This is a genomic window from Methylobacter sp. BBA5.1 (assembly GCF_000746145.1).
In the GTDB taxonomy this organism is placed as follows: Bacteria; Pseudomonadota; Gammaproteobacteria; order Methylococcales; family Methylomonadaceae; genus Methylobacter; species Methylobacter marinus.
Window position 1 is genome coordinate 1 of record NZ_KN050816.1, and the last position, 11,718, is coordinate 11,718.

Annotated in this window: 10 protein-coding genes and 1 pseudogene; 4 read left to right on the forward strand and 7 right to left on the reverse strand. The window is 46.5% G+C overall.

Features of this window, described 5'->3' with window-relative positions; all coding sequences use genetic code 11:
• The 3 genes from EK22_RS24000 to EK22_RS21860 all read right to left on the reverse strand — a co-directional run.
• A partial coding sequence (locus EK22_RS24000) for an REP-associated tyrosine transposase (protein ID WP_036254662.1) occupies nt 1-252 on the reverse strand: 252 nt, incomplete at its 3' end.
• A 283-nt stretch (nt 253-535) separates the two neighbouring features.
• Nucleotides 536-1,375 (reverse strand): SWIM zinc finger family protein, encoded by an 840-nt coding sequence (locus EK22_RS21855; protein ID WP_020160091.1) that lies wholly within the window; start codon nt 1,373-1,375, stop codon nt 536-538.
• A 1-nt stretch (nt 1,376) separates the two neighbouring features.
• Nucleotides 1,377-4,442, reverse strand: a complete 3,066-nt coding sequence (locus tag EK22_RS21860) for a DEAD/DEAH box helicase (RefSeq protein WP_020160090.1) — start codon at nt 4,440-4,442, stop codon at nt 1,377-1,379.
• Nucleotides 4,443-4,568: 126 nt separating this feature from the next.
• Between EK22_RS21860 and EK22_RS21865 the strand changes: the two genes are divergently transcribed.
• The 4 genes and pseudogenes from EK22_RS21865 to EK22_RS25655 all read left to right on the forward strand — a co-directional run.
• Nucleotides 4,569-4,820, forward strand: coding sequence for a transposase (locus EK22_RS21865; protein WP_020160088.1), 252 nt, complete (start codon nt 4,569-4,571; stop codon nt 4,818-4,820).
• A 175-nt stretch (nt 4,821-4,995) separates the two neighbouring features.
• Entirely contained in the window at nt 4,996-5,235 is a 240-nt protein-coding gene (locus EK22_RS21870) for a helix-turn-helix transcriptional regulator (protein ID WP_020160087.1), read from the forward strand.
• Nucleotides 5,232-6,500, forward strand: coding sequence for a type II toxin-antitoxin system HipA family toxin (locus EK22_RS21875; RefSeq protein ID WP_020160086.1), 1,269 nt, complete (start codon nt 5,232-5,234; stop codon nt 6,498-6,500). The genes EK22_RS21870 and EK22_RS21875 overlap by 4 nt, the downstream gene beginning before the upstream one ends.
• Nucleotides 6,464-6,607 (forward strand): annotated as a pseudogene (locus EK22_RS25655) (tyrosine-type recombinase/integrase); the annotation flags it as partial. The gene EK22_RS21875 and the pseudogene EK22_RS25655, both read left to right, overlap by 37 nt.
• A 537-nt stretch (nt 6,608-7,144) precedes the next feature.
• Here EK22_RS25655 and EK22_RS21880 read toward each other — a convergent pair.
• The 4 genes from EK22_RS21880 to EK22_RS24510 all read right to left on the reverse strand — a co-directional run bounded on the left by EK22_RS21880 (nt 7,145) and on the right by EK22_RS24510 (nt 11,672).
• Entirely contained in the window at nt 7,145-9,679 is a 2,535-nt protein-coding gene (locus EK22_RS21880; RefSeq protein WP_036254508.1) for a tetratricopeptide repeat protein, read from the reverse strand.
• 41 nt (nt 9,680-9,720) lie between these two features.
• Nucleotides 9,721-10,179 carry a hypothetical protein gene (locus EK22_RS21885; protein ID WP_036254510.1) on the reverse strand — a complete coding sequence of 153 codons (459 nt, stop codon included), beginning with the start codon at nt 10,177-10,179 and terminating at the stop codon, nt 9,721-9,723.
• A 347-nt stretch (nt 10,180-10,526) separates the two neighbouring features.
• On the reverse strand, nt 10,527-11,390 hold the full coding sequence (locus EK22_RS21890) for a hypothetical protein (protein WP_036254512.1): 864 nt from the start codon (nt 11,388-11,390) through the stop codon (nt 10,527-10,529).
• Between the two features lie 12 nt (nt 11,391-11,402).
• Nucleotides 11,403-11,672 carry a hypothetical protein gene (locus EK22_RS24510; RefSeq protein ID WP_152565195.1) on the reverse strand — a complete coding sequence of 90 codons (270 nt, stop codon included), beginning with the start codon at nt 11,670-11,672 and terminating at the stop codon, nt 11,403-11,405.
• Nucleotides 11,673-11,718 lie beyond the last annotated feature (46 nt).

Below are 11,718 nucleotides of genomic sequence, written 5' to 3' on the forward strand. Positions count from 1 at the left end.
AAACCCGGTTTTGATCAATCTCCAACGGGTAGCGTAATCGCTGTCGCCGGACGGCAATGTCCATAGGCAATGTAAATGATCCGGCATTACTACCATCGCGTCGATCTCGAACGGGCGGGATTTGCGTACATTGCGAAATGCGTCGCGCAGGACTTCGACCATTGCTGCATTGTTAAACACCGGCCTGCGTTTTTCCGTGACTACGGTAAAGAAATAACTCCCTCCTGGGATGAATACGCGTCGGTATTGCATGATTATTGTCCGGTTACACTATCGCTAAAATTATTCATTGCAAATCAGCTCCGTAGGTCGGGTTAGCGCAGCGTAACCCGACACTTTCGTGCCCCGATGCGTCTACTTGGCTCCGACCTGTCGGGTTACGCCAAAGGCTAACCCGACCTACGGTTTTTTGGGCTTAAAACTCATACTCCTGCCGGATCAGCTGATCGAGTTCCGCACCTTTGGCCATCTGCTCGCCCAGCTTACCGCCGTGCGCTTCGATGATTTTTTCCGACTGCACAAGCATGCCTCCCAATCACAGCCCCTTCAAGGTATTCTTGCGCATCCTGAGATAAAATTCCTCCATAACCTCGATAAATGAATTTTGTTTTTGCCAAAACGCCGGAAAATCGCCCCCTTTTTTGATTAGCATGGCGGGAATAGTGGCCGGTTGGCTGGGCTCTATGCTTTTGGGCAAAGGGTGCTGCCCCTGCCAAAAGCCTTTCAGGCTGATTTCATGGGGGAGCGCTATGGAGGCGGGTCGGGTGTAAAAACTGTCCACCGGGATTAATTCAGCAGTCGCGCCGCTTTTAGCATCGCTTAAAACCTTTCCTAGCGGTGACAGCGCCAATTCCCGCAGCAACTTTTCAGGCGCCAGGCCGCGCATTTCGAATAACAGAAACGGATCCTGGTCAAATTGTCCGGCCAAACGATAGCAAACGCCGGCAATGTGTTTGCACGGCACTTCATAGTCCGGGCAATTGCAGGAGACTTTAAAATCCCTGTAGTCATTCGGCAGAAAATGTAAGCCGGCATCTTCAAAGACCGTTTCAATGTTTTCCGGGATTTCATTGAGCAGCAATCTGGCGATAAAGCTGGCCCGTTGCGCGAGTTTTTCAATGATTTTTTGCCATTGCTCCTCGGATAGCCGGGTCATCTGCACGCTGACTTTATAAGTCGGCTCTTTATAAGTGCCAAAATAAGGATTGATGTTCCCGCGCAGTTTGGCCTCGACTTTGCCCTCTTTGAATTCCCATTGCTTGATACGGTTGTCGCGGGAATAGGAACGCCCTCGCGACAGGCGGCCGCTGTCGGTAAAGTCTTCCAGGGCGGCTATAAATCGCCGGCCCCACCAGGTTTTCGCATATTTGCTCATGCTAATCTTCCAAAATGCTGTGTTTATTCAGGGCAATCAGGTCTTTAAACGCCTGGTTGTCGAGTTTGGTCAGCCAGCTTTCGTCACTGCCGACAATGCTGTCGGCCATTTTTTGCTTATCACGGATCATCTGGTCGATGCGCTCTTCCAACGTGCCCAGGGTTACAAATTTGTGCACGAAGACGTTCTTTTTCTGGCCGATGCGAAAGGCCCGGTCAGTGGCCTGGTTTTCAACGGCCGGATTCCACCAGCGGTCAAAATGAAACACATGATTCGCCTGAGTCAAGGTGATGCCCACGCCGCCCGCCTTGAGCGAGAGAATAAACACGCCGGGGCCGCTTTCCGGGTCTTGAAAATCACTGATCATCTGCTCGCGTTTGGCGCGCGGGGTGCCGCCGTGCAAGTAATAGGTTTTATAGTGTTTGTCTTTTGCCAGATAACGCTCCAGGTGTTCCCCTATTTCGGTGAACTGGGTAAAGACCAGGACGCTGTCGCCCTGCTCCATCGCTTCTTCGAGCATTTCGCCGATGCGTTCAAGCTTGTGCGAGCGTTCCGGCGTAAAAACGCTGCCGTCTTGCAGAAACTGCATCGGGTGATTGCAGATCTGCTTCAGCTTCATCAGGGTGGACAGCATCAGGCCCTGGCGTTGAATGCCTTCCGCCTCCTCCAATTGTGTCGCCACATCCTGCACCACGACTTCATACAGGGCCGCCTGCTCCTTGCTGAGATTGCAGTAAATCTTGTTTTCAATTTTATCGGGCAAATCCTTGATGATCGCCTTATCGGTTTTCAAGCGCCGCAACACAAAAGGCTGGATGAGTTTTTTCAGGATGGCCGATTGCCTTGGATCGTTATCGCGCTGCACCGGCAACTCGTAGGCTTTGCGAAACTGCGTCTGGTTGCCTAAATAACCGGGATTAAGGAAATTGAAAATGGACCATAAATCCATCAGGCGGTTTTCTACCGGCGTACCCGTCAGCGCCAGGCGGGCATCGGCATTGAGTTTTAAAATGGCTTTGGTCTGTGCCGCCTTGGGATTTTTGATCTGTTGCGCTTCGTCCAGAACCACCCGCCGCCAGTGCAAGGCGCTCAGCAGTTTGCTGTCCTTGCGCGCGAGCGTGTAAGAGGTAATCAGCAGGTCATGCTGCAGGCACAGTTGCCTGAAAGCATCGGCATCTTGTTCTCGTCCGCTGCCGTGATGAATCAGCGAAGTCAGGTGCGGGGCGAATTTTTCAATTTCCTTTTGCCAGTTGCCGATGACTGAGGTGGGTGCAATCAGCAGCGTAGGACCGGGCTTCGTTTGCTCATGCTCCAGGACCAGCAGGCTGATGACCTGCATGGTTTTGCCCAGGCCCATGTCATCGGCCAGGCAACCGTTCAATCCCAGACTTTCCAGATAACGCAGCCAGGACACGCCGCGTTTTTGATAGTCCCGCAGCTGCGCATTGAGCTTTTCAGGGTTGGCTATGGGTTCGAGCTGGCTGTTATCGGATAGTTTTGCCAGCATCCGGGCCAGGCTGTCGTGCACATCCAGTTCAAAACTATCGGCTTCCTCGGCCAGTTTCTTCAATAATTCCTGCATCGACATTTCCGGCATGGCGGCGCTTTGCTGCTGCATAAGAGCCAGCATTTCCTGCATTTTATCGCGGTCCAGCTCTATCCATTGCCCGCGAAAATGGATCAGCGGCGCTTTGGTATCGATCAGCTGCTGCCATTCCTCAGGGCTCAGCGTTTCATCGCCGATGGCCAGCTGGTACTGATAATCTGTCAGTGATTCCATGGAAAAATAGGATTGCGCACCGGCCGATGCGGACTTGGCTTTGCCGGACGTGCGCAGGCGAAGTTTCGCCCGGCGGCGGCCTTTGGGCGTCAGCCAGGCCGGAATGATGATTTTGAAACCGGCGTCCTCCAATATCCACGCGCTTTCTTTCAAAAACTCAAAGGCTTCATCCAGATTGAGCTGCACGCTTTCGGGCTCGCTGCCTTCCATCCCCTGCCACAACTTGGGATAAATGCGGGCGGCTTGCGCCAGATTAACCAATAGCTGCTGGTCGATCGCCGGGCCGAATTGCGGACTCAGCATTTTATGAAAGTGGCTTTTATGAGCCCAGTAATCAGATAAATCCACTTTAAGCGACGGGTCTTTGTGCGAGGACAGGAAGAACACCAGACGCCACTGGTCAACATGATCGGCATCGGCTTCCAATAATTGCAGGCCTAAATGCAGGGCGCTTTGAGCATCGGTTCCCAACAGTTTTTGCTGCCAGTGCTGCCAGAGCCTAAACTCATCGGGAAGTTGCTGACAGGTTCGGATCGGCGCCGCTGTCTGTCTTTGCGACAAGATGGTTTCCAAAAAGTCGTTCTGAACTTTTCTAGTAAAACTTTGCGGCATCTCCTGTGCGGCTGCGCTTAGCAATTCATGAACGACCACTTCGGCAAAATGCCGCAACAATGATTCAGGCTCGTACTGCTGGCCGCAGGCCAGCGGCATTTGAGCGGCGGCCGTTTGTATCAAACCCTCATAGTGACTGGATACCGCTTGCCAGCGCCGATATAGCTCGATCTTTTCACCCGCTTTCCTGCTTAACAACCGCGGAATATACTGATCCTTGGCAAAAATTTGTTTTAACGACTGGCTGAAGTAATACCAAAACAAAAAGTCACTGCCGATACGGCTGTTGCTGGCCTGGAAACAGCACAGGAAATGAATGTTATTGATCGTTTTCAGAGGTTCCCGCAATGGATAGGCATATACCTGCCAGTCCTGCAGCGTCACTGCCCCGTCAACTTCGACATATTCCAGTTCCGGCGACGGCAGCGGCTTGTTCCGATAAGTGGGCAGACATAAAGACAGCAATGTCCCCTGCCGGGCGTTTACAGGATTGACCGCCAGCTCATCTTTTAAAAAATCCAGGCAGGACTGACCCTGCAAATGCTGTGGATGAACATCCTTTTTATTTTTAATAGTAGTCAGAACCTCGTCGCTTTCCACCCACAGATAAAAACCGCCGGATTGAATGAAATCCTGTGTGTTTTCCGGAATCCAGGCTCCATGTATTACATTCATAAAAACGGTCTGCGTGATAAGGCTAAGGAAGAATATATTATGACAGAACAGCAAATAGCCAATGAACCCATGCTGCGATTTAGAGTAAAGGCAATGTCACGGCCGGTTCAGGAATGATAAAAAATCATGCGTCTGTGGTGGCCGAACCCGTTTCGCCTGTTGCTGTCGACGCTGGCCTATCCGCTGATCGAGGCCATCCGCCGGATCGCACTGAAAAACACCGAACTGGCGCAGGCCACTTGCGCCACCATTCGCCTGAAACTGTTTAAAACCGGCCTCATGGTCATCCGCAATACCCGCCGTATCCGGCTGCGGCTAAAGCCATTATCCCTTCCAGTCCCTGTTTCGATCTGTCTGCCAGCGCCTGAGCCTGATTAGCGCCCGGTAAGTGTTGTGCCCGGCGCGCTAAGTGAAAGAGGTTATCCATTGTCAATGCCGCGGCAAATGATTGAGCTGAAACATGCAAAAAATACCGTTCGGGAATATTGAGTTGTCATATTGTTAACTTATCTCATAAAATTACCGAACGGTAATAATAAGGGTATGAAACCTCATGAATTCAGAAAAACGACCGAACGGTAATATCAGCTCGGCAAAGGACGTAGGCCGGATCGTTGCCGCCCATAGAAAAGCCCAAGCCCTCACCCAAGCCGATCTTGCCGGACTGGGACAAACCGGTACCCGCTTTATCAGTGATCTGGAAAACGGCAAAGGTACAGTGCAATTCGACAAGGTCATACATATCTTGAATTTACTCGGCCTCGACGTCGTGATCGTGGATCGTAACCGATGAAGCGCCTGTCCGTTTATGCCGGAGAACATTTAGTCGGCCATTTAAATGAAGGCGAGGGAAATGACATGTCCTTTGTCTATTCGCCGAACTGGCTGACCAACCCTGAGGCCATTCCTTTATCGTCTGAACTGCCGCTTGCCGACCAGGTCTTTCGCGGAGACCCTGTGACCGCGTTTTTCGAAAACCTTTTGCCGGAAGGTGATGTGCTCGAATTCATCAGCAAGGCCGCGCATATTTCTTCGGGCAACATCTTTGGCTTGCTGGAACGCTTTGGCGGCGATACTGCCGGAGCTTTCTCGATCCTGCCGGAAGACATGCAGCCATCCGGTCAGCCGCACTATTTGCCGGTAACGCCGGAATCCATATTGCAATGGTTTGACCGGTCAAGAGGCATTCCGCTCGATCTCTCGGGCGAACAGGCCCGCATGTCGCTGTCGGGTGCCCAAGACAAGATGACGGTGTTTATCGATGCCAATGGCAACATCTCGATTCCGTTAGGGGCTGCGCCATCCAGTCACATCATCAAGCCGTCCCTGCAGCATCGTTATGACATCCCGAACACGGCCATTAACGAAGCGATGATCATGATGCTCGCGCGTCATAGCAAGCTTGATGTGGCTGAAGTCCGTTATGTTGCCGAGCTGGGTGCTGTGGTCATCAGCCGCTATGATCGCGAAATCGGTGCTGACGGGCGGCTCCGGCGTTTGCATCAAAACGATCTGTGCCAAGTGCTGGGAATTACTTCCGGCAAGAAATACGAGTCTGAAGGCGGCCCTTCTTTAAAAACCTGTTTTGAAACGGTACTGGCGCATAGCACTCAACCCGCGCTCGATAAAAAACGCCTGATCGAATGGGTAATATTCAATGTCCTGGTCGGCAATATGGATGGCCATGCTAAAAATTTATCGCTGATCACTATCGGCAAGCGAACCCGACTGGCTCCGTTTTACGATCTGGTTTGTACCACCGTGTATCCCAACTTAAGTCAGAAGCTGGCGTTCAGGATTGGCGGTGAAAACCGGCCACGATGGCTGATGGCTCGCCATTGGGATCGTTTCGCTGAAGAGATCGCTACCAAACCGCAGTTTGTCCGCAGAGTCATGGCTGACCTGATTCAGCGCGTCGAGTCGGCTTTACCCGGTGCTACGGACATGCTTCGATCAGCGGACTCAACGCCCGACGAATGGCTGATGATTGAGCACATCCAAGAACGAGTGCTGGCCTCTGTCGCGCAGATGAAAACCAGGCTTGGCGTAAAGCACTGAAGCGAGCGGGCATCAAAGATTTTCGCCGGCATGATTTGCGCCATACTTGGGCTAGCTGACATATACAACAGGGGGCCCCGTTACATGTACTAAAGGAATTAGGAATTTAGAAGGGTGTGAAGATGGTAATGCGTTATGCGCATTTGTCTCCCGAACATCTTGCTGAGTAATGGGCATGGAATAAATCAGGAAATTGTAGGTGCGAATTCATTCGCACTGTGCGGATACCCTGAAGGGCACAAGTACCCATAGGGCATAAATAAATCCGCACCTACACCGGAAATTCATCCGCCCACTTGAGGAAGTTATTTTATGCGCGTTCCTGAGCATGCCAATAAGATAGAAATTTTTTGTGACAAATTTACTACACTGATATCTCGGGCACAAAAAAACCAGTTGCCCGTGAAAGCTAACTGGTTAATTTATTTGGTTTTGTTGGTGGGTCGTGTGCGATTCGAACGCACGACCATCGCATTAAAAGTTCGAGGCTAAATTCTATTAGAAAACTGCATACTACTTATAACTTCCTTTAATCAATAGCATAGACGATACCTTAAGCAGTGTAAAGTCGCTAAAAGGTGCATGAAGAAAAATAAACCACTGTAGTTTTTACTGTAGTTTTCGTCGAGTAAGAATTCAACTTTTCACTTAGCACAAAAGTCTGATACTTTTTCCCAATAAGGCGTTAATCCCTCTTGCCCAATTTCCTTTATTCGATTTTTAGCTTTTTGTAAGTAATGATTGGCATTTTTACCATCGACGTTGCCTCGCTGCTGGCAAAGTTGGGCTGCAAATAAATCCAGTTCCGCATCGTGCAGGTGGTAGCCAGTTTCTTGGATGAGTTGCTTGGCTTCTTTGTAGTTATTTAAACCGGTATCGTAGTCAGCGATGGCAAGGCTAAATCGTCCGTGTATTAATAAGTAATCCACTGCATAAAGTTTCATGTCACAACGCTCGATAATTTCCCATGCACTATTTAAATCGACATAGGCTTTATCTAGTTGACTTTGATCAATATAAAAGTCGGCGCGATATAAGTAAAATGGTGGGATACGGAATATTGTATTGGCTTTTTGTATATTTTTTATCGCTGCTTGAAAGGCACCTTCTGCTTCGACTAGCTTATTTGAAGCAGCAAAGACACGCGCAAGAATTAAAGCAGTTACAGCTGCGTCTAACAGCGAGCCATGGTCTGGCACTATATATGCAGCTCTTGTTTCCACATCTTCCAAAGTAGTTATATCACTGAAAGAATCAAGTAACAGATTGCAATACCAAAAGCCAGACAATGAAGGAATATATTCATATCTGCCACTTGTTTGGAATAAAGCCTCGGCCTCCTGAAAATAATCATATGCCTCACGCAAATTGCCTCTACAGTGTAGAACAGTCGCTATGTAACACGGGGCTGTAACTCGCTGGTCAAAATCTCTACTAGAATTGGCGTATTTTACTGCTTGTTGCGCTACTTCCTGAGCTTCTTTTAATTGTCCCAGAGGAAGATGCAAACTTACTAGAATTTGAATACCGCTAGAAGCGTATGCCCAATTTTCTGATTTTTTATAAAACTTTACCCCAGTTATTCTTGGCCCAATTGCCTCTTGTAATCGTCCCAGAGACATTAAGCAAAAAGAAACATCCACTAATAGCCATGCTTGCTCTACTTCAGGTAAATCGCTATCTGTTGGTTTTATCCAACCAGAGGGGAAAAATGCAGATAAAGCAGTAAGATCTTGCGAATATGCTCCGAGTTGATGCCGACTATAAAATTCAATCTTACCAATATTATTCATCCGTAAAATGCGTTTTTTATAAACATCATTCAACGCTTGCCAGTACTCCCCTGCCAATCCCCCGTGTACCACAGCCCGATAGAGCGGCTGCATTTCTTCTAAAGTATCAGGAAGATATTTTCCATACTCTCTCTGAGGCACTTTTTTATAATAATTAAACAAAACCAGATGCGCTTGTTTAAAAGATTCTGGACGATTTTCTTTGAATTTCTGTCCAAAATAGGCACGAATAATTGGGTGTGTATCCCATTCCAATCGATTTAGACTACCTTTTTTGCCTAATAACAAACCGCAGTTTTCTAGCCTCTGCTCTACTGCTTGCCATTCTTTTTCTGTTAAAGTACGCAACGGTTCAGCATGCTGTGCATCGGCAATTAAGACCGCCTTTTCCTCTCGACTCATAGGACGGTCAAACAAGCCTAACAGCTGTAAAAAACAACGTGAAGCGGCATCTTGCAAACTGTCATAATAATCCAGTACTTGCTTCGCATGGCAGCTGTCTTTTTCGGCATCACTGTCACCATGTGCCAGAGTTAAAATCGGCAACATTCCCGCATATCGGCAATCGCCTTGATGATACTCCTTTAACAAATGCCCTATTAACATCAAACTTAAAGCATGACCATTTAAGTTTTCACTAATCGCTAGCAGTTCTTCCGTCTTGCCTGTTACGCCTAATGCTTGCAATAACTTCGCACCATCATCATGTGGCAAAGTCTTTAAATCTAATGATAAATAATTTTCTGCCTGCCATTTTTTCAATTCAACCAGTGGTTGACGCGAAGAAAACAGTACAAAACTTTTGCCCGGCGTTCGTCTAAAACAGGCGATAAACGCTTTTAATGCGCTGTCTTGTAATTCGCCTTTCATAGGCGATAAATTTTCTGCATATTGCAATGGCTCTAGCCCGTCCAAAATCAGTAAACAAGGCTGTTGCTGTAAACACCGCACTAACAATTGCGCTTTTTTAATTTCATCTGCAGGAATTTCAGTTACCTCTAAAAAGCGCAACACCTCATTGAAAAAAGGCTGTGAATTTGTAAATGTGTCGTGCGAGCCCTGCGAATAAAATGACCAACCAAATACACGGGCTTTGCCATGATAGCTCTGTGTAGCAATCTGCCGTAACCACTCATCGGTTAAAGCAGATTTACCAATCCCTCCTGCTGCTACAATAATTGCCAAGTGTTTGTTGGGATTGGTAAAGGCTTGGGTAAGCAAAGTAAGCTCTGTTCCACGACCGATTAAAGCAACGGTAGGTTCTGGAAGATGAGAAATGTCAACTACGGACTGGACTTCTCCTTTGGACTGCTCAACTGGATAATAATGATGGTCTTCATGGTGACTAATATTAATATCACGTCCAGCTTGAGTCTCATGTAACAAAACATTAGCCGCAACAGAAGCCCGTCCCTCCGTTGCGGCGTCTATTTTTTTCCAGAGTTTGCCTCTACTTTGACTTTGCTAATTTCAATATCGCCTGTAAATTCGCCATGTTTGATATGCACACCTGCGGCTTGTTCACCACTGACAATAACCTCCTGCAAACGAACATTACCCGATTTCACATCTTCTAACTTAATGCCAATCGCTTGCGCAACTTGTGGAGCTTGTTCTGCAACTGCTTGCAATAAAAGCTGGGCTTGCTGTAATAATTCCTTATCTTCTGCGGCATTAGCCTCTTCTAAATCCTCACGCAAAGCAGCTTGTTTTGCTTCAGAATTAGGCTTTTTTTCCACTGCCTCCAGAGAGACATCGCTGTATTTACGCTGAATCAGCGTTTTCAATCCATTGTAAAGATCACTGATGATTTTTTCAGTTGTGGACTGTGCTGAGGCAATTGCGCCTGAAGTGATTGCCGTCATAATCGCATCTAAAGCTTCCATTATGCATACCTATTGGTAAAGTTGTTATGAAACTACTCTTTAATGATATATAGAAAACCTATAATAGGGGCATATTGAACATTTTCAAGCGCACAATAAGAAGTAATTATTTCCTCATGTTTGATATTAGCAGCAATAAAGTTGTGATATTAAGCAAGTCTATTAACTATAACATAATCCTAAAATACCATTACTCATCTATATGGTTATAATGATGCGGACCATCTCATAGTATATAGTTGGATGATTAGGAACTTTATTGGAAGACATTAACTGACGTGTTTTAGCCTACTCAAATTATTCAGCGCCATGCTTAGTCTCGATTTAGAAGCAATAATAGGCTGAATCTATTTTGCATCCTTTTCCTTCATGGTTTTTATAATCTTTATAAAATCAGGAATTAATTCGCTAAGAATTCCTAACTGATTTGACGATTCCTTAGAAATAAGTGTTTCCCGCTCAGCATAAGCCATCTTTGCCAGTTCAATTTTAAGATTATGGCGCATTTCATCAGGAAGGCTTTTCAGGAATGGATCAATAGTTGCCAAATCCATGCCTTTTTTACGATTAGTAATTTCTTGCTCACGATGCCTGGAAGACTCACGAACAAGATAAGTTGCTGGGGCAAGCAGGAAAACAGATAGTAAAACTCTGCTTGCTATATGAGGCCAATCAATTGCCAGTCCATTACCTTCAAAAAGTAAGTAAATCATTGGACATGCAGCCATAACAAAGAAAATTACTGCAAGTTCTCGCATCTTATCTGCAGATGTGCGTTCTCTTTCCGCCGCTTCGGTATAGCCTCCAGCAACGGCTGTTTTAGCAAGATGACCGATAATTTCATCTGCTTTCGTCACAGACTCGGTTAAGAGGTTAATTTTTTCTTCAGAAATAGTTTTTGCATTATTTATATTTGTATGCAGGGATGATATAGCCGCCTTTGCGTCACCGCCCATTATTGAAACTTGGTGGGCGATTGATGATATCTGATTTTCAATTTCCTTGTTTCTTTGATTCCATGACTCTTCAAAATGTCTTTCTAACTTGGCTAATTTATTTGATAGCTTTTTATATTCCTTCTCAAATAAATCATGTTTATTATCAGTATTATAATTTTTTAAGCTACCTAAAAGCCCCGTAGGTTGATTATCAGTAAGTTCGGCTGAGTTTATTTTTGACCTTAATATTGACTCTTTTTGATTGTTGTCCATTTTCCACAGTGCCTATTTTATCCACGATGCTAAACAATCCAATAATGCTTCAGTAGTACTATTTCGCCATTCAGGGTAATCATGATTATCAAAAGATGATTGAGGGATGTGATTTTTGAGTTCAACATATGCACCTGTACCGCTGATATATTGATTGCCTACATAGAGGCTGCCTTTGTTGATATTTGGATGAATGACTCTATGATGCCCACCGAATCCTTTTTTTCCAGTATCAATAAAACCTAAAGAATTTAAGTAGCTCAAAATTTCTGTACTTTCCATTAATCTTCTCCTGTATTGCAGAGCTGATGGACTGAAAAACAGCACC

Excerpts from the sequence above, each read along its gene's own strand:
- EK22_RS21890 (WP_036254512.1), bottom strand. The coding sequence starts at position 11,390 with ATGGACAACAATCAAAAAGAGTCAATATTAAGGTCAAAAATAAACTCA.
- EK22_RS21870 (WP_020160087.1), top strand. The coding sequence starts at position 4,996 with ATGAATTCAGAAAAACGACCGAACGGTAATATCAGCTCGGCAAAGGAC.
- EK22_RS21860 (WP_020160090.1), bottom strand. The coding sequence starts at position 4,442 with ATGAATGTAATACATGGAGCCTGGATTCCGGAAAACACACAGGATTTC.
- EK22_RS24510 (WP_152565195.1), bottom strand. The coding sequence starts at position 11,672 with ATGGAAAGTACAGAAATTTTGAGCTACTTAAATTCTTTAGGTTTTATT.
- EK22_RS21865 (WP_020160088.1), top strand. The coding sequence starts at position 4,569 with ATGCGTCTGTGGTGGCCGAACCCGTTTCGCCTGTTGCTGTCGACGCTG.
- EK22_RS21855 (WP_020160091.1), bottom strand. The coding sequence starts at position 1,375 with ATGAGCAAATATGCGAAAACCTGGTGGGGCCGGCGATTTATAGCCGCC.
- EK22_RS21885 (WP_036254510.1), bottom strand. The coding sequence starts at position 10,179 with ATGGAAGCTTTAGATGCGATTATGACGGCAATCACTTCAGGCGCAATT.
- EK22_RS21875 (WP_020160086.1), top strand. The coding sequence starts at position 5,232 with ATGAAGCGCCTGTCCGTTTATGCCGGAGAACATTTAGTCGGCCATTTA.